Origin of the sequence: Streptomyces lycii (assembly GCF_009735685.1) — a bacterium.
GTDB lineage: Bacteria > Actinomycetota > Actinomycetes > Streptomycetales > Streptomycetaceae > Streptomyces > Streptomyces lycii.
In genome coordinates this window covers 1-21,385 of record NZ_WHPN01000431.1, presented here as the reverse complement: position 1 = coordinate 21,385, position 21,385 = coordinate 1, and the positions used below count along the sequence as shown (strand labels likewise).

The 21,385-nt window shown below is 71.8% G+C and carries 15 protein-coding genes and 2 pseudogenes; 10 read left to right on the top strand and 7 right to left on the bottom strand.

The window, feature by feature from the left end:
* Positions 1-42: 42 nt before the first annotated feature.
* The 4 genes from GCU69_RS32260 to GCU69_RS32245 form a co-directional block, all read right to left on the bottom strand.
* The gene (locus tag GCU69_RS32260) at positions 43-1,422 is read right to left on the bottom strand and encodes an ABC1 kinase family protein (protein WP_235978848.1); all 1,380 of its coding nucleotides are present in this window, start codon (positions 1,420-1,422) and stop codon (positions 43-45) included.
* A 328-nt stretch (positions 1,423-1,750) separates the two neighbouring features.
* Complete coding sequence (locus GCU69_RS32255; protein ID WP_143671107.1) at positions 1,751-2,161, bottom strand: hypothetical protein; 411 nt, start codon at positions 2,159-2,161, stop codon at positions 1,751-1,753.
* Between the two features lie 147 nt (positions 2,162-2,308).
* Positions 2,309-3,682 (bottom strand): tetratricopeptide repeat protein, encoded by a 1,374-nt coding sequence (locus GCU69_RS32250; protein ID WP_156207981.1) that lies wholly within the window; start codon positions 3,680-3,682, stop codon positions 2,309-2,311.
* A gap of 342 nt (positions 3,683-4,024) precedes the next feature.
* Positions 4,025-4,318 carry a hypothetical protein gene (locus tag GCU69_RS32245; protein ID WP_156207980.1) on the bottom strand — a complete coding sequence of 98 codons (294 nt, stop codon included), beginning with the start codon at positions 4,316-4,318 and terminating at the stop codon, positions 4,025-4,027.
* Positions 4,319-4,575: 257 nt separating this feature from the next.
* On the opposite strand from GCU69_RS32245, the pseudogene GCU69_RS32240 reads away from it, so the two are divergent.
* From GCU69_RS32240 to GCU69_RS32200, 8 genes and pseudogenes are all read left to right on the top strand, one after another.
* A pseudogene (locus GCU69_RS32240) lies at positions 4,576-7,131 on the top strand (alpha-L-arabinofuranosidase C-terminal domain-containing protein).
* Between the two features lie 214 nt (positions 7,132-7,345).
* On the top strand, positions 7,346-7,648 hold the full coding sequence (locus tag GCU69_RS32235; protein WP_098751017.1) for a hypothetical protein: 303 nt from the start codon (positions 7,346-7,348) through the stop codon (positions 7,646-7,648).
* 1 nt (position 7,649) lies between these two features.
* Positions 7,650-8,915, top strand: coding sequence for a WXG100 family type VII secretion target (locus GCU69_RS32230; protein WP_156207979.1), 1,266 nt, complete (start codon positions 7,650-7,652; stop codon positions 8,913-8,915).
* An 80-nt stretch (positions 8,916-8,995) separates the two neighbouring features.
* Positions 8,996-9,907 (top strand): hypothetical protein, encoded by a 912-nt coding sequence (locus tag GCU69_RS32930; protein WP_170315996.1) that lies wholly within the window; start codon positions 8,996-8,998, stop codon positions 9,905-9,907.
* A 52-nt stretch (positions 9,908-9,959) separates the two neighbouring features.
* Entirely contained in the window at positions 9,960-10,700 is a 741-nt protein-coding gene (locus GCU69_RS32215; RefSeq protein WP_176604694.1) for a hypothetical protein, read from the top strand.
* Between the two features lie 285 nt (positions 10,701-10,985).
* Positions 10,986-11,750, top strand: a complete 765-nt coding sequence (locus GCU69_RS32210; RefSeq protein ID WP_098753772.1) for an isocitrate lyase/PEP mutase family protein — start codon at positions 10,986-10,988, stop codon at positions 11,748-11,750.
* Positions 11,751-12,168: 418 nt separating this feature from the next.
* A complete protein-coding gene (locus tag GCU69_RS32205) occupies positions 12,169-12,735 on the top strand; it encodes a GNAT family N-acetyltransferase (RefSeq protein ID WP_156207977.1) in 567 nt (188 codons plus the stop codon).
* An 89-nt stretch (positions 12,736-12,824) separates the two neighbouring features.
* Positions 12,825-13,925: a hypothetical protein gene (locus GCU69_RS32200; RefSeq protein ID WP_156207976.1), complete on the top strand. Its 1,101-nt coding sequence runs from the start codon at positions 12,825-12,827 to the stop codon at positions 13,923-13,925.
* 373 nt (positions 13,926-14,298) lie between these two features.
* Here the strand turns inward: GCU69_RS32200 and GCU69_RS32195 are convergent.
* Positions 14,299-15,399, bottom strand: a pseudogene (locus tag GCU69_RS32195) (pectate lyase family protein); the annotation flags it as partial.
* 376 nt (positions 15,400-15,775) lie between these two features.
* Positions 15,776-16,999: a right-handed parallel beta-helix repeat-containing protein gene (locus GCU69_RS32190; RefSeq protein ID WP_098753768.1), complete on the bottom strand. Its 1,224-nt coding sequence runs from the start codon at positions 16,997-16,999 to the stop codon at positions 15,776-15,778.
* 942 nt (positions 17,000-17,941) lie between these two features.
* On the opposite strand from GCU69_RS32190, the gene GCU69_RS32185 reads away from it, so the two are divergent.
* Positions 17,942-18,934 (top strand): helix-turn-helix domain-containing protein, encoded by a 993-nt coding sequence (locus GCU69_RS32185; protein WP_156207975.1) that lies wholly within the window; start codon positions 17,942-17,944, stop codon positions 18,932-18,934.
* 466 nt (positions 18,935-19,400) lie between these two features.
* Here GCU69_RS32185 and ychF read toward each other — a convergent pair whose 3' ends face one another.
* Positions 19,401-20,489 carry a redox-regulated ATPase YchF gene (ychF, locus tag GCU69_RS32180; protein ID WP_156207974.1) on the bottom strand — a complete coding sequence of 363 codons (1,089 nt, stop codon included), beginning with the start codon at positions 20,487-20,489 and terminating at the stop codon, positions 19,401-19,403.
* Positions 20,490-20,673: 184 nt separating this feature from the next.
* Between ychF and GCU69_RS32175 the strand changes: the two genes are divergently transcribed.
* Positions 20,674-21,381 carry a DUF6542 domain-containing protein gene (locus GCU69_RS32175; protein ID WP_156207973.1) on the top strand — a complete coding sequence of 236 codons (708 nt, stop codon included), beginning with the start codon at positions 20,674-20,676 and terminating at the stop codon, positions 21,379-21,381.
* Positions 21,382-21,385: the final 4 nt, after the last annotated feature.

Below are 21,385 nucleotides of genomic sequence, written 5' to 3'. Positions count from 1 at the left end.
GCCGGTACGACAACGGCCGCCGGGCCGGTACGGAGCCGAGGCCTACGGCCGGGCTCTTCGCTGCCAGAGCATCAGGGCGCCGAGCGTCAGGGCCAGTTCCCTGGGGCCGACCGAGGGCCGCGAGCCCGGACGGGACTCCTGCGGCTGGTTCATGCCGACGCGCAGGGAGAGGTCGCGGTTCGACAGGTCGCGGGCGATGCCGCGGATCTGCTGGGACGCCACACCGCCTCCCGCGATGACCTCCAGCGCGGTGCGCATGACCTGCTCGGCGGAGAAGTTCTCCCCGATCAGCTCGGTGACGATGCCGGACAGCTCCTCGCGGAAGACCTCCACGAGGGACAGCTCCGGGCACAGGTGCCGGATCGAGCCCTCGATGTTGGCGAAGGACTTGCCCAGCATCGACACCATCGGGCTGGTACGGATCCCGCGCCGGGTGGAGTGCTGGAGCACGGCGGTCAGCGTCACCCCGAAGTTGAGGTCCTCCAGCGAGGCGGTGGCGACCTGCGGCACGAGCGCCGCCATGTCCCCGGCGAAGGCGGCCACCTGAGCCCGTCCGGTGCAGCTTCCCATGTCGATCCAGGCCCGCGCGGTGCCCGCGCCGTCGTTCATGGCGAGGTTCAGCAGGAGCAGCAGGATGCTGTTGCTCATGGGCCGGTCGATGCGTCCGACCATGCCCCAGTCGATGACCGTGGCCGGCTCGCCCGGGTGCACGAAGATGTTGCCCGCGTGCGGATCGCCGTGGAAGATCCGGTCGACGAAGTAGCCCCGGTACATGAAAGCGAGCAGGTCCCGTCCGATCGCCTCCCGCTCGTGGGCGGGGAACGCACCGGGGTCGGCGTGCCGGATCGAGCAGCCGGGCGCCAGGCTCTGCACCAGGACGCGCGGTGTCGCGGTGAGCACCCGCGGAACGGTGACGTGCTGGAATCCCTCACTGGCCGCGAGCGCGTGCTCCATGTTGCGTGCTTCGACGAGGTAGTCCAGTTCCGGGCGCATCGCGTCGAAGACCACGCCCAGTATCGCCCGGATGTCGACGACGTCGTTGAACCGCGGGGCCGCCCTGGCCGCGATCCGGGAGACCTTCTGCAGCAGCCGCATGTCCTCGGCCACGACCGCGCCGACGCCGGGCCGCTGGATCTTCACGGCCACGGGCGAGCCGTCGCGGCGTACGGCGCGGTAGACCTGTGCCAGGGAGGCGGTGCCCAGCGGCTGTTCGGTGTCGATGTCCCGGAAGCCGTGCGCCCAGCCCGGGCCCAGTTCGTCCGCCAGCACCGGTTCGAAGTCGGAGAAGGGCGCCGGTGACGCCTGGTCGTGCAGCTTCTCCAACTCGCCGATCATGCTCTGCGGTACGAAGTCGGGGCGGGTGGCCAGGATCTGCCCGATCTTGATGTAGAAGGGGCCGAGGCTCTCCAGCGCCTTGCGCACGTTCCGGGCGCGCCGCTCCCCCGCTCGCGGCCCGTCCCCGCCACCCGGCCCGTCTCCGGCAGCCGGTCCCTCCCCGGGAGCCGGTCCCTCCCCGGGAGCCGGTCCCTCCCCGGGAGCCGGTCCCTCCCCGGGAGCCGGTCCCTCCCCGGGAGCCGGTCCCTCCCCGGCAGCCCGTCCGTCACCGGCCGGACGCCGCCGGGAACGCCAGGTGCCGGCGGCCTCCTGTCCGACGAGGTCTCCTACGGTGCGTGCGACCAGACGTGCACGGCTGGTGCCCATGAGCGTCCCCGCCTCTCCCCCGGGCGCGACCACGCCGGGCTCATCCGTGCTATCGGCGGTCGGCGGTCAGATCCGCGAGCTTGTCCGCCAGTTCGGCGAGTTCCCGCCTGAGGCGTTCGACCTCCTGCTGGTCCGGGCCCGCGGGCTCCCGGCTGCCGCCGCTCGCGCGCCGCCTGCCCTGCTCCCCGCGTCCGCTCCGCGTGCTCCCCGTACGGCGGGGCGCGCCGCGCCGGGCCCGGGTGCCGCGGGGTTCGCGCGAGTCGTCGTCGTCCCAGTCGCCGTCGTCGTCGTCATCCCAGTCGTCGTCGTCCTTGCAGTCCAGGGCCTTGCTGAAGCTGTGCCGGACATCGCATTCGAGATCGTCGGCGTTCTCCAGGACGTCGTCGACGAAGTCTTCGGTGGCGTCGACGACCCTGCTCACGTACCTGCTGAGGCTGGTACGGCGTTTGGCTTTCCCCACGGAGGAACCTCCGGTCGTGGTGGGCCGGCGCGCGGTGCGTATTACCGGCGCCGTCAGCGGTTGTCCACACCGGATAGGTGCGCTCCGGCAGCCGCGGCGACGCCCCGGCGGCCCGCCCGGGGTGTTGAACGCGTTGCATCCCCCGCGTCACGGCCGTTTCCCGGCGCGCTCCGCACGGCCGAGGACCGCGCCGGCCCGCGGATGCGCCGCATGGCCGCGCAACTCCCGGCGCAGACCGGCCAGCGCCCGGTCGGCGCGGGCGGAGCGCCACTGGGGACGGTCGTCGAGGAACCGGTGCCAGGCGGCGCACGCCTCCTCCAGACGGCCGTCGGCCAGCAGCAGCCGGGCGATCTCCGCATGGGTGAGGGCACGCCAGCGGCAGGCGGACGCGGGACGGTGTTCCAGGGACTGCCGCAGGGCGGCGACCGCTGCCGCGCGGTCGCCCAGGGCGGCCAGCGTCCGCCCCTTGGCGAAGGCGCAGAGCGCCCGGGAACAGTCACAGACCCCGGCCGGTCCGGGCGTACCGCCGTCCGCGGCCCGGCGGCAGTGCTCCTCCGCCTCCGCCACCGAGGCGAGGGCCCGGTCCCGGTGCCCCGCGGACGCCAGGGCCGGCGCCAGCCGGGTCAGCAGCAGCGCCCTCGTGCCCGGCGGGGTGCGGGCCGGAGCGACGCGCAGCGCCGCCTCCGTCAGGCGCAGGGCCTGCCGGCAGTGCCCGACGTCGAGCGCGTGCGCGCCCATTCCGCTCAGCACGACCGCGCCGACCAGGTGGTCACCGGCCTCGGCGGCGAGATGCACACCGGCGCGGTGGTACTGCTGCGCGATCCCGTGCCTGAGGTCGTCGGCGTACATGTCGGCGAGTACGAGGGCCAGCAGGGCGGCCTGGGCCATCAGCGCGGGATGGGGCCCGCCGGAGCGGCCGGTGTGCAGCCGGGTGGTCACGTCGTCCCGGAGATACGAGACGAGCGCCGTCTGCGCGTGGCGACCGCCGAGGTCCCCGGCGCGGTGGAAGAAGTCGACCGCGTCCCGGAGGTGCCGGACCTCCCGCTCGTGCTCCGGGGTGCCGCCGGGCCGGCGCTGCGCCGGGCAGCGGGCGAGCAGGTCCTGCCACGGGGACCCGTCCGGGCCGTCGGCTCGGTAGACGCACTCCTCCAGGACGGGCCGGCGCGCCGGGTCGGCGTTCAGCGCGCACAGGGTGGTCAGCCGCGCCACGGCTCCCGACGGGGCGCCCCCGGGCGGGCGGGTGTCGAGGGGAGGCCCGGGCTCGCAGGGTCCCATGCCGAGATCGGAGGCCGTCACGGGGCGGCGCAGTCTGCGGGTCAGGGCCTCGGCGATCAACTCCCTGACGTACGGGCGCGGGACGGTTCCCGCCAGCCAGTGCGCCACGGAGGTGCGGTCGTAGCGCAGACAGGTGCCGTTCTCCGCACCGAGCGCGTTGACGGCGCGCGCCAGCGCCTCGTACGTCCAGTCTCCCGCGGCCAGCAACCTGCGCAACGACGAATTCGGCGTTCGCCTGTCGGGCATTTCCTCTACCTTGTCGGAACCGTATTTCCGGCAGGAGGGCTGCCTGCCACAGCACTCCGCGGAGGCAACGCGGACATTCCTCACTGTGATTCGCCGCACGGGAAGGGGTCAATACTACGAATTCACCCCGGCCGTATATGCGCCCCGATCGTGTACTCATTCCGGCGAACCGCCCTCCCGGGGACGACGCGTCCGCGGCAGGGCGTCCGGTGCCGCACCGGAGCATGCCGGTTCCGCCCGGCCGCACCGCCTCGACCAGCGCGTGCGCCCCGGCACACGGAGAACGGGGACGCGCGGGCGGACACCACCGACACGCGGACACACGGGCACCAAAGAAGACAATCAGCAATACCGTGTCCCGTTCGCGCCGGGACAATCCCCGCCCGCACAACGGGTGTGCACAACACCGAACACCGAACAGCGAATCCCGGTGCCGAAGAAACGTGGAGCCCCGCCGAATTGCCACGGAATGTAAAAGCCATGGCCATCATCACCGGGGTCCGCCGCGCGAATCCGCACCCGGCACGACGGCAGCGGGAAGCAGCGGCCGCATTTCACCCGGAAACCGAGGGCCACGCATACGCCGACGGCGACGACCGGCGACAGCGACAGCGACAGCGACAGCGACAGCGGCAACGGACAGCAGCCACCGAGACCGCACCAGCCGCAGCAGCCGCAGCAGCGACCTCAACCACACCGGCCGCACTGGCCGCACCAGCCCCACCGGCCGCCGATACGTCTCCCCCCACCACCCCACACCAATGCCGACGCGAAGCATTGACGGGCCCTCAGCCTCTGCATATCTTGCCGTCCGAAGTTACGACCAACGTACGAGATTTCGGACGACCAGGTAAGACGACCATGTAGCGGCCCGCTAGGAAAGCTGGAGTCCCATGTCCCGAGCACGTCCCCGACTCGGTGCGCTCGGCCTCGCGGCCGGAATCCTGCTCACCGGTTCCCTCGTCGCCGCGCCACCGGGCGCCGCCGCCCCGGCCCCCGTCGACTACACCCTCGCGGTCGACCCGACCCGCGACGGCCCCGCCGTCAGCGACACCATGTACGGCGTCTTCTACGAGGACATCAACCGGGCCGCCGACGGCGGGCTGTACGCCGAGCTGGTGCAGAACCGGTCCTTCGAATACGCCCCCGCCGACAACGAGTCCTACACGGCCCTCACCGCCTGGGAGGAGACCGCGTCCGGCGACGCCACCGGCAGCGCGCAGGCGGTCGACGACGACAACCGGCTGAACGAACGGAACCGCAACCACCTGCGGCTGGACCTGGGCGCGGGCAACCGCCGCACGGACCGCTTCGGGGTCGCCAACTCCGGCTATCACGGGATCGCCGTGCGGGCGGGCGAGACGTACGACTTCTCCGTCTGGGCCCGTACCGACCAGCGCTCCGGCACCCCGCTCACGGTCGCCCTCCGGGACGCGGCCGGCACCGCCGAGCTGGCCCGGCCGTTGTCCGTCACCGTGCGCGGCGACCGCTGGACCAAGTACACCGGCAGCCTCACCGCCCGCACCACCAGCACCGACGGCCGGCTGTCCGTGACCGCGGGCGGCACGGGCACCCTCCGGCTCGACATGGTCTCCCTCTTCCCCCGCGACACCTACAAGGGCCGCGCGAACGGGATGCGCAAGGACCTGGCGGAGAAGATCGAAGCGCTCGACCCGGGCTTCCTGCGCTTCCCCGGCGGCTGCCTGGTCAACACCGGCAGCCACGAGGCGTACGAGGGACCGGACTGGCCCCGGCAGCGGTCGTACCAGTGGAAGGACACCGTCGGCCCGGTCGAGGAACGGGCCGTCAACGCCAACTTCTGGGGCTACAACCAGTCCTACGGCATCGGCTACTACGAGTACTTCCAGTTCGCCGAGGATCTCGGCGCCATGCCGCTGCCCGTGGTGCCCGCGCTCGTCACCGGCTGCGGCCAGAACCGGGCGACCGACGATCCGGAGCTGCTGCGGCGGCACATCCAGGACACCCTGGACCTGATCGAGTTCGCCAACGGCCCGGCGGACTCCGAATGGGGTGCCCTGCGGGCGGAGATGGGCCACCCGGAGCCGTTCGGGCTGACCCATCTGGAGGTCGGCAACGAGGAGAACCTGCCGGACGCGTTCTTCGAGCGCTTCACGCAGTTCCGCGCGGCCATCGAGGCCGAGTACCCGGACATCACGGTGATCAGCAACTCCGGCCCCGACGACAGCGGACCGGTCTTCGACCGCGCCTGGGAGCTGAACCGGGAGGCGGACGTGGCGATGGTCGACGAGCACTACTACAACAGCCCCCAGTGGTTCCTGGAGAACAACGAGCGCTACGACTCCTACGACCGGGAGGGCCCCAAGGTCTTCCTCGGCGAGTACGCCTCCCAGGACAACCGCTTCTTCAACGCGCTGAGCGAGGCCGCGTACATGACCGGCCTGGAACGCAACGCCGACGTCGTGCGGCTGGCCTCGTACGCCCCGCTGCTCGCCAACACCGACGCGGTCCAGTGGCGCCCCGACATGATCTGGTTCGACAACGACCAGTCATGGGGCTCCACCAGCTACGAGGTGCAGAAGCTCTTCATGAACAACACCGGCGACCGGGTCGTCCCGAGCGAGGCCTCCGGCACCCCGGCGGCACCGAGGGAGCCCATCACCGGCGCCATCGGCCTCTCGACATGGGCCACGAGCGCCGCGTACGACGACGTGTCGGTCACCTCCGCCGACGGCGAGCAGCTCTTCGGCGACGACTTCTCGGGAGACGCCGGGCAGTGGACCCCGGCCACCGGCACCGGCTCCTGGTCCGTCGAGGACGGCGCGTACGTCCAGTCCGACGCCGCCGCCGAGAACACCATGGTCACCGCGGGCGACCCCGCCTGGCACGACTACGACCTGCGGGTGAAGGCCACCAAGCGGGCCGGCAGCGAGGGCTTCCTCGTCGCCTTCGGCGTCCAGGAGACCGGGAGCCACTACTGGTGGAACCTCGGCGGCTGGGGCAACACCCGGTCCGCCGTGGAGAAGAGTTCCGGCGGCGGCAAGCAGACCATGGCCGAGGACGGCACCACGATCGAGACCGGCCGCACCTACGACGTGCACATCCAGGTGCGGGACCGGAAGGTGACGCTCTTCCTGGACGGCGAGGAGTGGGGCAGCTTCACCGACGACAAGACCGCCGAACCCTTCCGCTAGGTCGTCACCCGTGACGAGCGCACCGGTGAACTCGTCGTCAAGGTCGTCAACGCACAGGCGGCACCCGCCCGTACGGCGATCGACCTCGGTACCGGGACCGAGGTGGCCCCCACGGCACGGCTGACGACGCTGCAGGGCGACCCGGACGCGGTCAACACCGCCGACGAACAGCCGGTCGAACCGGAGAAATCGGTGCTGGAAGGGGTGGACGACAGCTTCACCCACACCTTCCCGCCGCACTCGGTGACGTTCATGCGGATCAAGGAAGGCGGATAGCGATACGGGTCCGCGCGCCCAGCGTGCGGAACGGGCCGGTCCGCAGCGGACCGGCCCTTCCGCGCGCGGACCCGGGTGCTCGGGACGCCCTCCTCGGGAATACTGTCGTACCGCCGCGGCCGGGTCGGATCCCCGGCCGCGACCGCGCGAACAAGGCGCTCACGGACGGCAGTTCCTCGAGTTCCTCGACGACACAGGGAGTCGGACCCGCGACATGACAGACCTTCGCCTCGACGGAACGGTCTTCGAGGACCTGAAGAAGACGTTCTCCACGGTCAGCGACCGCATGGAAGCCGCCCGCCGGGCGCTGAGAAACGTCGACGCCTCGGCCGTCGGCTCCGCCAGGCTCATCGAGGAAGTGCACGAGTTCAGCGACGACTGGGGGTACGGCGTCAAACAGCTCGGCAAGCACACCCAGGGCGCCGTCAAGATGATCAACAAGATCGGCGAGGAGTTCGGCAAGCTCGACCACGACCTGGCCGAGTCCATGAAGGCGGACCGGAAGAAGGGCGAGTGACGTGACCAAGCGTCCCGCCTTCCCCCACATCGGCTGGGACCCGACCCCCGGAGACGTGCAGGACACCCGGGGACTGGCGAGAAGACTCGGCGGACTCGCCACCGAGCTGGGGGCCGCCGTCCGCGACCTGGACAAGATCGAGACGGGCGCTTGGAAGGGCAAGACCGCGGCCGCCTTCTCCGATTACATCGACAAGGACGTCACCCCCCTCATCCGCAAGAGCCACCAGTCCTTCGAGAAGGCGTCGAAGGCGCTGCACAAGTGGGCGGACGAACTCCAGGACTTCCAGGACGAGGCGGAGCGGCTGGAGAAGCTGGCCGGCCAGAAGCTGGAGGCCCGGGACACGGCCGAGAAGAAGGCCGAGGGCAAGGGCAGCGACGACCTGGCGGACGCCTCCGGCGCCGTCGACGAGGTCATCGGCAAGGTCCGCGACCTGGAGGAACGCTACAAGACCGCGGCCGGGCTGATCGGCAGGGAACTCGACAAGGCCGGCGACATCGCCCCCGACGAGCCCGGCTTCTGGGACAAGCTCACCCGGGGCGTGGCGGACGCCTGGGACGCCACCGGGGACTGGATCAAGAAGCACGCCGACACGATCAAGCTGATCGGCGACCTGCTCAGCGACCTGACCGCGGTTCTCGGCCTGCTGGCCATCGTCAGCCTCCCCTTCCCGCCCCTCGCCGCGATCTTCGGCACCGCGGCCCTCATCACGAGCGGCCTCGCCCTGGCGGCACACGGCCTGGCCAAGGCGGGCGGCGCCGACGTCAGCTGGCTCCAACTGGGCCTCGACGCGGTCGGCCTGCTGCCGGGCATCGGGATGTTCGGCAAGGGGATCAAGGTGGTGGGCGAGGTCAAGGGCGCAGCAACGGCCGCCAACCTCGGCAAAGGATTCACCGCAACGAGGATCGGCAGCTCTCGCGTGCTGCTGGCCTTCGGCAAGGAATCGGCAGACATCACACGCGGCATCGGCAAGGCCGGACTGGTGAAGATCGGCGGCATGTCCGACGAGGTCTACGAGGTCGCCCATGCGACCAGTGGCCTCGCGTCGCGGATGGGCGGCCTGGCCCACGCGGGCTACCACCAGGGCCAGTGGCTCGGCTCCAAGGGGCTCAACCTGGTCCCGGGCGTGAACATCAATCCGCTCGGAGCCGGTATCGCCATCGACGCCGGGGCCAAGATCCTGCCCAAGATCACCTCGATTCCCCAGCACATCGGTGAGGCCATCTCCCCCGGCGACCAACTGGAGAAGTCGGCATCCGCTCCGTGACACCACCGCCGGTAGTGTCGGCGCGAACGCGTGGAGAGAGCCGGACCTGCCCCGAAGCCGCCGTGCAGAAAGGCGCACGCATGCACATCTGGCAGCCCGAACCGGGCGAGACCCTTCTCGCCCGCACCCCGGTCACGTTCGCCACCGGAGCCGCCATGCGCGTCAAGGGCATGCGCTGGTTCCGTGACACCGGGAGACGCGACATCCAGGGGGAGCTTCCGGGCTGGCCGGAAGGCCCCGTCCACACCCCCCGCTCCACCGGGACTGCCGGCACGCTGAATGTGGTCAAGGGCGGGCTCATCGCGATGGGCGTCGCCATCATGGGCATCCTCAGCTCGCAGGGAGGCAGCGTCGGCGGCGGATCGTCGGACCAGGGATCGGACGAGCCCGACGACCGGGCCGACGAGGTCGAGGACTTCCCCGTCATGTGGGCAGCACCGGGCGCCGTCGCCCGCACGCTGCCCTGGCAGCTGGACCCGGGGCGGACCAACGCCAAGTGCTACACCACGCACGCCGTCATCACAGATCGTCGGCTGATCGTCCTGGGGCTTCCCGTCCACAAGGACCGTTTCCTGGTCGACGACGAAGTGCTGTGGGAGGTTCCGCGCTCCGCCGTTGCCGCAGTCGAGCCACGCGACTTCAAGGACGGAACCGACGTGAAGACGACTTTCACGGACGGCTCCTGGTGCCGGCTGCGGCCCCGGCGGCGGCCCCTCTTCATCCGGTACCTGCACAGCCCTCTTCAGCTCGTTTCTTTGGAATCGCTGACTCCAGCCCAGCAGCACACGGTCCGTGTCTTTGCGGAGGCCCAGCCACCGGATTCCAGTCCTCCGCACATCGTCAGGAATTCCTGCGGCTGCTACCGGATCGCCGTGGTGGCTCCGAGCACCATCGACGCGCTCTTCGGTGCTGCCAACCTGAGCACAGTGATGGACGCCGAGGGCAGGGAACTCGACCTGAGCCAATACCACCCGCAGGACTTCTCCAGCTGATCAGCCGAAGACCGACCTCATTGCCCCCCACCACCCGTGCAGAACGGCCGCCATGACCACTCCCCCCGCCACGACCTCGTTTCCGCCAGCCCCGGCCGACACTTCTCAGCCCCCGCCCATCTGGTTCGTCGCCCCCGACGGCTTCTACGCCCTGCCGCTCGCCGGTACCGCCGAGGAGCGCGCGGAAAGGTCCCGGGAGTTCGTACGCGGCCTCTACTCCCGCGGCGACGAGTCCCTCTGGGAGCCCGCGGCGCCCTACTACGCCGGGCTGGCCGAACTCATGGCCGGGCAGGGCGTGTCGTACGCCGCGATGGGGCTCTACTCCACGGCGGACGAGGAGAGCGCCCCCGACGCGGGTGTCGCCCAGTGCGCCTTCACCCTCGCTGCCGTCCCGACCGGGCAGGAGACCACGGCCCCCGACATCGCCGCGCAGGGCATCCTCGCGGTCCTCTCCGCCGATCCGCACAACGACGCGCGCTGGCTCGACCTGCCGTGCGGGCCCGCGGTCTCGTCCGTGACGCTGACCAAGTACGAGATCGATCCGGACATCACCGCGACCGGTGACCCCAAGAGCCTGCTGACCGGGCAGATCCAGGTGCACATACCCTTCCCCACCGGCCCGTACACCGCGGTGTTCACGCTCCACACCGCGTCCACGGACTACTGGGCGGAGTTCTGCGACCTCATCATGACGGTCCTGCGCACCGTGTCCTTCGAGGAGCCGGAGATCGGGACCGTGCGTGCCGGCTCTGCCGAGGACGGTCCCGGGAGCGGCCCCGCGCACGAATCCTGAGAAACCCGGGCCCGGGCCGACCAGTTTCCGGCCGCGGTGGAGTCTGTCTCTCCGTAAGGACCGCAGGAGAGAAGGAGCCGGCATGCCGCGAACACCCCCGGCCCGGAGACCCGGTGCCCCGGGCCGTGCCCGCCCGGCCGCGGGCGCCTGGCGGCAGGAGCCTGGAGCGGGCGCCGGGCGGGCGGCCGGACCGGCGTCGGCCGGACAACCGGCTCCCGGCCGAACTTCTCCGTACCGCTCCTACCGCTCCTGTGACCTGCTGCTTCGACGATGTGGAGGACAGCGATGACCGCTGACGTGACGACTCTGAAGGCCCGCGCGGAGAGGCTCCGCGAGCTGCACCACGGGGACATGCTCGTCCTGCCCAACGTGTGGGACGCGGCGAGCGCGGCGACCGTGGCCGAAGCGGGGTTTCCCGCGGTCGCCACGGCCAGCGCGGCGATCTCGGCGATGCTCGGGCATCCGGACGGTGAGGGCGCGCCGTGGGAGGAGATGTTCGCCGCGGCCGGACGGGTCGCCCGGGCGGTGACGGTCCCGGTCACGGTGGACGCCGAGGCGGGTTACGGCATGCGGCCGCGCGAACTGGTGGACCGGTTGCTGGAGATTGGCGCGGTCGGCTGCAACCTGGAGGACACCGACCACCGTGCGGGCGGCCGCCCCGCCGACGCCGGAGCGCAGGCCGAACGGCTCGCGGGCGTCCGCTCCGCCGCCGACGACGCCGGGGTCCCGATCGTCGTCAACGCCCGCGTCGACACCTTTCTGCCGGCCGCCGGAGTACCGGAGGAGGAGCGGGTCGCGGAGGCGGTACGGCGGGGCCGGCTCTATCTGGGCGCCGGCGCCGACTGTGTCTACCCGATCGGCGTGCGCCGGAAGCGCGACCTGGCGGCCCTCGTCGCCGAGCTTCCCGGCCCGGTCAACGGCAACACCGGTGACGAGCTGGACCTGGCGACGCTCCGGGAGCTGGGGGTGGCGCGCGTGTCGTACGGGCCCCGCTTCTACCGCGCGGCCCTGGCGGACCTGAAGACCGAAGTGCAGAAGCTGCTGACCTGACACGGCGGCGGCGCGACCCGTGCCCGGGCCGGACTGCGGCCGGGGCACGGGCGAGAGCCGGTCGCGGGGCGGGCGCGCGGGCGGTCGCGCCGCGGACGGGGCCCGGGGCGGGGTTCAGCCGGGGCACGGGCGGGGCGCCGACCGGGCGCGGACGGACGGCGGTCGCGGCACGGGCGGGCACGGAGGCGTATCAGGGCACGGGGGGCCGCCGACGGGTATCAGGGCACGGCCGGCTCCGGACAGGGCCCGCGGCGCGGGCACCGGTCGCGGGACCCCGTTCACGGGATCCGGTCCCGGGTCGCGGGACCGGGGCCCAAATCGCGGCTCCCGGGGTCCGGCTCCCGGGCTCGCGGCGCGCGGCGCGCGGCTCGTACGGCCCTCGTCGCCCCCGCGGCCCGGCCGCGCCTAGGCTTCCGCCGTGAACGACACGGCACACGACATACGCATCCGGCCGGGCGGCCCCGCCGACGCACCGGCCGTCCTGGACATGCTCGACGCCGCGGTGGCCTGGATGAACGCCCGCGGCAACACCGAGCAGTGGGGCACGACTCCCTATTCGCAAAAACCCGGCGGGGTGGCGCGCGTCGAGCGGTACATGACGGAGAACTCCCCGTACATCGCGGAGTTGGACGGGGTCCCGGTCGGCGCCCTGGTGCTGGACTCCGGGCCCAGCCCGCAGGTGCCGATCGCGCCGGCCGGGGAGCCCGAGCGGTATGTGCGGCTGCTGGTCTCGGACCGTCGGCTCGCCGGCCGGGGCATCGGGGCCGTGCTGCTCGCCCGTGCCGCGGAGGAGACCCGGCGGGCCGGCGTGGAACTGCTGCGGGTGGACTGCTGGGCGGGCGGCGGGGGCGAACTGGTCGCGTACTACGAGCGGAACGGTTTCACCCCGACCGACCGCTTCCTCGCCGGTGCCTGGCCGGGGCAGGTGCTGGCCCGGCGGATCGGCGGGACGCCCGCACCGGCCGAGCGGGACTCGGGGTCCTGACGGGTCGAAAGAGCCGTGTGTGATGATGCACGGATCATTACCGGACCCGGGGAGGGGTCCGGCTGCGTGACAGGGGACGGGAGCTCGTGATGAGCAAGGGCGGGGAGTCCATACCGGACGAGGAGTGGGAGCGGTTCCTGCGGGACGCGGAGGCCGGGACGCGGAGCGCGCCCAAGGAACCCTCGACGCGGGCCCGGATGGTGACGCGCCGGCTGCGGGAGGAGCCCGGCCCGCCGCCGGGGTGGCGCACCCATGACACGGCCGGGCCGCGCCGCAGCGGCAAGGGCAACAAGGGCTGGTACGCGGTCGGGCTGCTGGTGGCGGCCGGGCTGCTCGTCGTGGCGGTCGCCCCGGGGTGGGTGGCCGGCTGGTTCGGGGGCGGCGGCGGGAGCGCGCCGCTCGCCGCCGAGTCGCAGCGCCCCGGGCAGCCGCCGGCGACGGTGGCCGCGGGCCGGGGGCCCACGGTGGACGAGCCCTTCAGGGGTTCACCCGCGGCGCAGTGGGGCGACGGCACGGAGGGGATCCACCTGCCCGCCGCGCGCGCGACCGGCTGGATGAGCAAGGAAGAGGTGGCGCGGTCGCTCGACCGTTCCCTGGACTTCCTCGCCGCGTCGAGCCTGGATCCCGGAGTGCTGCGGGGTGAGCGGCCGAAGGAGGCCGTCGCGCTGGTCAACCCGCATCAGCAGGACGTACGGGACTACCTGGCGGCCGCGTTCGACTCGCCCGGACGGGAGAACGATCCGCTGCTGCTGTTCAGCCGTTTCGACAAGTCCGAGGTGCGGCTCGCCGGGGACGTGGTCAAGACGCGGGGACGCCTCACGTTCCGGGAGGGCGAGCTGGGGGCCCTCGAGGTGACCGCCGATGTCACCTACGTCTATCCGGTGGTCCGCGCCGAGGCCGGAAGCGACGCGGTCACGCGCACCATCGTGCGTCGCGAGACCGTGATGAGCTGGGACGACCCGGCGAAGGTGGTCACCGAGCCGGGGACCTTCTCCCTCGTGTCGTACAAGGCGGACATCGCCAACGGGGGCTGCGACACCTTCACCGGTTATCTCACCCCCGAGTTCACCCCGGAACACGGGGCGGCCGGGGACGGCCCCGAGGTCGACCCGTACGACCGCAGCAAGTCGATGGACACGCGCATCCGGGAGTCAGGCGAAGCGGGGTGCGGAACCGCCACGCGGTCGTGAGCGACGCCCGGCGGTGACCCGGACGGCCTGGCGTGCCCCGGGCGGTCGCTCCCCGAGCCGTACCCGGCACGAGGGCGCACCGGCAGCGGTCCGGGAGCGCCGGCCGCCGCGCGGGCGGGCCGAACGCCGCGGGCCCCGGCGGTGACCCGGCCGCCGCAGCCGTGTCACCACCGGGCCCGCCCCCCGTGCCGGCCCGGCCACGTCGTGCCGCCGGGCCGGTGCTCGGCCGGTGCCGGTATCTCAGCCGGTGCCGGTATCTCAGCCGGTGCCGGTGCTCGGCCGGTGCTGTGTCTCAGCACTCCCGGTCTCAGCACTGCCCGGTCTCAGCACTGCCCGGTCTCAGCACTCCCGGTCTCAGCACTGCCCGGTGTCAGCAGCTGCCGTCCGACACCTGGAGTCCGGTGTTGGCGCCCGCCGTGCGGTTCACGACGCTCGGCACGCAGTCGGCCTCGTCGAGGTCGTAGGAGTAGGGCACGTCGACCGTGGTGTTGGACTGCGGGTCGGGGCCGGCGGGGTTGTTCTCCTCACCGGGCTCGGACCAGCTGACGTTGTCGAATATGTTGCCGCTGACCTGCCAGTATCCGGCCTGGTCGGTGTAGAAGGTGCCCAGGACGTCCTTGGAGTCCTGGAAGTAGTTGTTGTCGACCTTGGCGCGGGCCCCGGCACGGGAGTTGATGCCGGACTCGTGCAGGCTGACGTAGTGGTTGTTGTAGATGTGCGCCGTGCCGCCGCGCAGCAGCGGGGTGCGGGAGTCGATGTTCTCGTACAGGTTGTGGTCGTACGTGATGTAGCCGTTCGAGGTGTCGCTCTCGCTGGATCCGACGAGGCCGCCGCGGCCGGAGTTGCGCAGGATGCTGTAGGACAGCGTCACGTACTGGGTGTTGTTCTTCATGTCGAAGAGGCCGTCGAACCCTTCCGACTCGCCGCCCGACGCCTCCAGGGTGAGGTGATCGGCCCAGACGTTGCGGACGTCGCTCTCCATGCCGATGGCGTCGCCGCCGTTGGACGTGGGCGAACCGGACTTCTTGACGTTCCGGACCGTCACGTTCTGGATGATGATGTTGCTGGCCTCGCGGATGTGGATGCCCAGCTGGTCGAAGACCGCTCCGTTGCCGACTCCGACGATCGTGACGTTGCTGATCTGCTTGAGTTCGATCACGTCGTCCGCGGTGTTGCAGCTGTCGCCCGACACCTTGCTGGTGTTGCCGTGGTTGATGGTGCCCTCGACCTCGATCGTGATCGGGGTGTCGCTCGCGGCCCGGCCGCACAGCGCCTCGTGGATCGCGGTGCCGGTGGTGGCGCGTACGGTCTCGCCGCCCGCGCCGCCGGTGGTTCCGCCGTTCTGGGACGCGTAACCGGTGGCCGTCCCGGCCGCCGCCGACGCCTCGGGCACGGACACGAGCGCGCCGGTCGTCCCCACGACTGCTGCCGTGGCCAGCGCCGCGCAGAGCCTCAGTGCCACTGATCGCTTCATCCTGGTCTCCTCTTTCACGTTTTCGTGTGCGAAATGGCCGCCGGCCGGTCCTGGGCGAATGACCGCCGGCCGCTGCCGTGTCGTCGGTGGTGACGGCCGGGCGGGCGGCGCTCCGGTTACGGGCACCGGGCTTCCGGCGGCGTGCGTCTGCGGGCCCCGGCCGGCGGCGTGCCGTTTCCGCGAGTCCCGGCAGGACCACAGGGACTGCCGGGACTGTTGGGACTGTTGGGACTGCCTACTGCCGGTAGCCGGTACTGCCTGCCGCCGGTACTGCCTGCCGCCGGTACTGCCGGCCGCCGGTACTGCCGGCCCGGGGCCCGGTGAGCCCGTCCGGGGCTCGGGCAGGCCGCCCCGGGCTCGGGACGGGCCGGTGCGGTCAGCCGTTGAGCCGCTCGCCGCCGAAGGTCACGACGAGGCTGCCGTCCTCGGCGAAGGACCAGTCGAGGTCGCCGGCGTACGAGGAGCAGGCGGATCCGTTCTCGCCGGACCAGAACTGGTTCGAACCGTCGTCGTCGCCGATCGTCCGGTCGTTGGAACCGCTGTCGCACGAGACGTTGCCCCGGAACACCGAGGAGCCGCCGTCGAAGTTGTAGTTGCGTTCCTCGTTGCCGATGCTGATGTTGTCCGACACCGTCATCGAGCCGGTGTTGCGGTTGTAGGTGAACCCGTGCTTGCCGTTGCCGTAGGCGATGTTGCCCTGGAGCACGTGGTCGACCCCGATGTCCTCGCCGCCGAGCTTGTAGCCGTTGCGGTCGCCGTTCCCCGCCTGGGACCCGTCGGAGAGGGTGCCGTTCTCGAAGGCGAGGGAGTTCTCGACGGTCACCGCGCCGATGGGTCCGGTCTCCGACTTGGTGTAGAGGTCGTACCCGTCGTCGATGTTGTGGTGGGACACGGTGTGCCGGAAGACGTTGCCGGGACCGACGGTGAGCTTGGGCGCGAAGCCGTCGGCGTCCTCACCGTCGGAGTCGGCGTTGTCGTGCGACACCGCGCTGAGGATCAGGTTGTTGGACGGCCACTGGTCCTCGGGGGTGTCGGACGTCGCCCGGGAGAGCTGAAGCCCGGAGTCGCGGTTGAAGCGCGTCACCGTGCGCTCGATGATGTTGTCGCTGCCGCCGACGAAGATCCCGTTGTCCCCGGCGTGCTCGACGACGATGCCGTGGACGTGCCAGAACGACGCGTTCACGGCGAGGCCCCGGTTCGCCGAGTCCTCGCTCTGGGCCGAGAAGTCCAGCACCGGGGTCTCGCCCGGGTAGGCGGACAGCGTGGTGCGGGCCGCCGCGGTGCCGTCGTCACCCGGTGGGATGGTGACCGTCTCCGAGAGGCCGTACTCCCCGCCGCGCAGATAGATCGTTCCGCCGGCGGCGACGCGGTCGAGTGCCGAGGTGAGCGTCGTCGGGTCCGACTCCGTTCCGGCGGCGCCCTCGGTGCCGTCCGGCGCCGCGTAGAGCGCGTCCGCCGCGGTCGCCCGGGAGTGCGGCTCGCCCGCGTCGGCCGCGTCACCGGCGCTCAGCAGCCAGGCGGCCAGCGCACCGGACAGCGATACGGCCAGCGCGGCGGCGTACCGCCGGTGCGGTTGTCTTGTGGCACGTGTGCGTGACATGGGGTCATCTCCTCGTCGGACAGAGGTGGGGGCAGGGATGGATTGCCCGAGAGGCCGCCGGCAGGACCGGGGATTGCGGCGTGTCCCCGACTGACGTCGGCTTCGTGAGACGTGCGACGGTTCGCCGCCCGGCGGAGACGGCCCGGGGTCGTCACCACCCGGCGGGGCCGGTGGTGGATCAGCGTGAGGCGGGGCGGCTCCGGTGGGGGTGCCTCAGCCGGGTGTTGGGTAAGCGCTTGCTATCCGAGTCGCGGAATCTCCGGCTCGGGTCAGGCCGCTTGACTGAGGAGCATAGGCGCGGGCCACGGGACTATTCAGCGCACCGTGTGGACAATAACGCGGCCGCCACGAGCGACCGGCCGGCCTGGGCCACCGACCAGCACGGACACCTCTCCGCGCCTGGTGCCTGGTGCCTGGCGCCTGCCATCTGCGGCCTGCTGCCTGCCGGGATGCATCTGCCGCCTGCTGCCTACTGCCTGCTGCCTGCCATCTGTCGCCTGCTGCCTGTCGCCTGTCGCCTGCGAGGTCGCGGTGCACGCCACATCCGGTCCCTGCGCCGCACCCCGCACCCCGCCCGGCACCGCGCGCCCGCACGCCCGGTCCACACGGGACGCGGAGACGGGACCGACGCTGGTGCCGGGACCGGGACCGGGACCGGGACCGGGGCCGGGGCCGGGACCGGTACGGGTGCCGGTGCGGGGCCGGGACCGGTGCGCGGCCGGGACCATCGGAGTGGGGGCCGGAACCATCGGAGTGGGGACCGGGAACCGGTACGGGCACCGGCATGCGGGCCGGGACCGGTACGGGGCCGGGGTCAGGACCGTGCGGGGACCAGTACGGGGGCCGCCGGCCACAACCACCGCTCGACCTCAAGATCAGTCCGGACACCCCGTGGTTAGGCTGTCGGAATCTGAGACTCCGCTAGAAAGCCGAGGTGAGCGCGTGCTCGGCACTGTGTTCCACACCCGCGATGTGCCGGTCGCCGACAGGTTCGACTACTGGCGGGAACTTGTCGGCCGTACCCGCTCGAGCGACATGAGCAGCCCGCACGCCCGGGACTTCCGGGCCGGAATGCGGCTGATGGAACTGGGTCCGGTGACGGTGTGGCCGACATCGGTGCTGCCGACCCGCTACCGGTTGAGCCCGCGGCGGGCGCGCCGGAACGACACCGGCCTCTACCACCTGACACTGCTGCTCGACGGAGAGCTGACCCTCGACCACACCGGGGGCACGGACACGTTCGGCCCCGGCGACCTGCACATGGTGGACGACTCCCAGCCGTACGACCTCCGGCCGTCCCGCGACGGTGCGTGCCACGCCGTCAGAGGGGTGGGCGTCGACTTCCCCAAGGCGCTGCTTCCGCTGCCCGCACACCGGCTCCAGCACGTGCTGGGCCGCCGCCTTCCGGGAGAGGGCACCGGTGCGCTGCTCTCCGGGTTCCTCACCGGCCTGGAGGAGCAGGCCGGCACGCTCCAGCCGTCCGAGGCCCCGCAGTTGGGAACGATCGTGCTGGACCTGGTCTCGGCACTGCTCGCCCGAACGCTGGACGCCGAAGCCGCACTGCCGCCCGAGACCCGGCGGCACACCCTGCTCCGGCACATCGACGCGTTCATCCGGCAGAACCTGCACGACCCCGAACTGTCACCGCGCGCCGTCGCCGCCGCGCACCACATTTCCCTCAGCTATCTGCACCGCCTCTTCGCGCAGCGGGCGCACGGTGAAACGGTTGCCGCGACCATCCGGAGCCGGCGTCTCGAACACGCCCGCCGCGATTTGGAGAACCCCGCTCTGCGCACCACTCCCCTGTACGCGATCGCCGCCCGCTGGGGCCTTCCCCGCGCCGGCGAATTCAGCCGTGCCTTCAAATCCGCCTACGGGATCTCTCCCGGGGAATACCGCCTGCGGGCCCTGCGGGATACCGGAACCAGGTCGTAACTCCCGAGCCTCGTTGAGGCACAAGGGCACGGGGACACGGGGCACGGAGGCATGAAGCGGCTCGCCGACGCTCGCAGACCCGCCACGCGCCCCGGCGCCCCGGCGCCCGTACCCGAGGCACCGCCCCCGCCCTGCGGGTGTGCACGCCGAGGCAAGGAACTGTGGACGGAACCACAACACCGCCGCGCGCCGAACCGGCACCCTTGTGTGCACAGCCGGTGCCCAACTCGCAGGCCCGCGGAGATTCGCCCCGCGTTCCGGTCGCCCGCGTTCCGGTCGCCCGCCCGCACCGGCGGCGCCGCGGCACCCGAGGCCCGGCCGGGCGCGGGCCCGGCACCTGAGCCGGACCGTCTCTCCCTGCGGCACGGGGGACCGCAGGGGGAGACGCCGCCGAGCCGCGCGACTCTCCGGACCCTCTCCGGCCTGCATTGTCTGCCAGATCGGCGACGTGGTGACAGGTCACCCGCTACACGTTGAACCTGAACTCCACCACGTCGCCGTCCTGCATCACGTAGTCCTTGCCCTCCATGCGGGCCTTGCCCTTGGCGCGGGCCTCCTGGACCGAGCCGCATTCGACCAGTTCGTCGAAGGACACGATCTCCGCCTTGATGAAGCCCTTCTGGAAGTCGGTGTGGATCACACCGGCCGCCTCCGGGGCCGTCGCGCCCTTCTTGATCGTCCAGGCCCGGGCCTCCTTCGGCCCCGCCGTCAGATAGGTCTGCAGGCCCAGCGTCTCGAAGCCCACCCGGGCGAGGGTCGCCAGGCCCGGCTCCTCCTGGCCCATGGACTGCAGCAGCTCCAGCGCCTCGTCGTCGTCCAGCTCGATCAGCTCGGACTCGATCTTGGCGTTGAGGAAGATCGCCTCGGCCGGTGCCACGAGGGCGCGCTGCTCCTCCTTGAACGCCTCGTCGACCAGCTCGTCCTCGTCGACGTTGAAGACGTAGAGGAAGGGCTTGACGGTGAGCAGGTGCAGCTCGTGCAGCAGCTTGCCCTGGTCGGACTCCTTGGTGACGCCCGCCGAGAAGAGGGTGCGGCCCTCCTCCAGGATCTTCTGCGCCGCCTCGCACCCCGCCGCGACCTGCGCCTTCTCCTTCTGCAGACGCGACTCCTTCTGGAGCCGGGGCAGAGCCTTCTCGATGGACTGGAGGTCGGCGAGGATCAGCTCGGTGTTGATCGTCTCGATGTCGTTCTTCGGCGAGACCTTGCCGTCGACATGGACGACGTTCTCGTCGTGGAATGCGCGGATGACCTGGCAGATCGCGTCGGACTCGCGAATGTTCGCGAGGAACTTGTTGCCCAGCCCCTCGCCCTCCGAGGCCCCGCGCACGATGCCCGCGATGTCGACGAAGTCCACCGTGGCCGGCAGCTTGCGCTGCGAGCTGAAGATCTCCGCCAGGGTGTCGAGGCGCGGATCCGGCACACCGACGACGCCGACGTTCGGCTCGATCGTGGCGAACGGGTAGTTGGCCGCCAGGACGTCGTTCTTGGTCAGGGCGTTGAACAGGGTCGACTTGCCGACATTCGGCAGACCGACGATTCCGATCGTGAGCGACACGTGGCGACTTTCCGGAGCGAGGATCGTGGACGGTTGCAGTCCCCGAACGGGACCGGCCATCCAGTCTACGGGTCGGCGCGCCGCGCCCCGCGCGGGCCGATGATCGTTCGACCGTACGGCCATGTCGGTGTCAACGGCGTGTCCCGAGCCGTCCCCCGTACACGCTCCGACTTACGTTGGTCACGTGGAGCAACCCAGCATGCGCACCAACGAGCGCACCCCGCCCCGGTCCGCCCCGCTGCCCCGCCCCACGTCCGGCGGGCCGCCGGGCGGCACCGTCACGCCCCCCGCCGGCACACGGCGCGCTCCGGCGCGGGCCGCCGGCGCCGGGTCCCGTCCGGTCCGCGAGCCGGACGGCTCCTCGGGTGCGCCGGCCGCCGAATCCGCCTCCGTCTACCGCGCCCGGCCCTCTCGCGCCGCGCCGCCCGTCACCGCCACCCTGCACCGGCTGCACTGGCTGCGGCAGATGCCCGGCCCCCGGTTCACCGGGCTCGGCTGCGGCCTCTTCGCCGCCCTCGCGATGTTCGGGGCCGGTACGGCGGGGCGGCTGCTGCCGCTGCCGGTGGGCGAGGACGCCGTCCGGTTCGGCTACGGGGTGCTGTTCGGTCTCGTCGCCACGGCCGCCGCGCTGTGGGTACGGCCCACCGAGCTGATCGCCGCCCCGGTCGCCGCGCCGATCGTGTACGCCGCCGGGCTCCCCATGCTGACCGGCGGCACCGGTTACGCCGACCGGCTGCTGAACCTCTTCAGCGCGCTGGCCCTGAACGCCGGCTGGCTCTACGCCGGGACCCTGGCCGCCTGCGCGGTCGCCGCCGTGCGGAAGGTCCTGCTGCTCGGCGACCGTGCCGCCCGCCGGGCCCAGCAGGCGCAGCGGACGGCCGCGAGCGTCTAGAGCA

Bases quoted from the DNA above. Each gene is read 5' to 3' on its own strand.
- GCU69_RS32250 (WP_156207981.1), bottom strand. From the start codon at position 3,682: ATGCCCGACAGGCGAACGCCGAATTCGTCGTTGCGCAGGTTGCTGGCC.
- GCU69_RS32235 (WP_098751017.1), top strand. From the start codon at position 7,346: ATGACAGACCTTCGCCTCGACGGAACGGTCTTCGAGGACCTGAAGAAG.
- GCU69_RS32930 (WP_170315996.1), top strand. From the start codon at position 8,996: ATGCACATCTGGCAGCCCGAACCGGGCGAGACCCTTCTCGCCCGCACC.
- GCU69_RS32215 (WP_176604694.1), top strand. From the start codon at position 9,960: ATGACCACTCCCCCCGCCACGACCTCGTTTCCGCCAGCCCCGGCCGAC.
- GCU69_RS32210 (WP_098753772.1), top strand. From the start codon at position 10,986: ATGACCGCTGACGTGACGACTCTGAAGGCCCGCGCGGAGAGGCTCCGC.
- GCU69_RS32200 (WP_156207976.1), top strand. From the start codon at position 12,825: ATGAGCAAGGGCGGGGAGTCCATACCGGACGAGGAGTGGGAGCGGTTC.
- GCU69_RS32190 (WP_098753768.1), bottom strand. From the start codon at position 16,999: ATGTCACGCACACGTGCCACAAGACAACCGCACCGGCGGTACGCCGCC.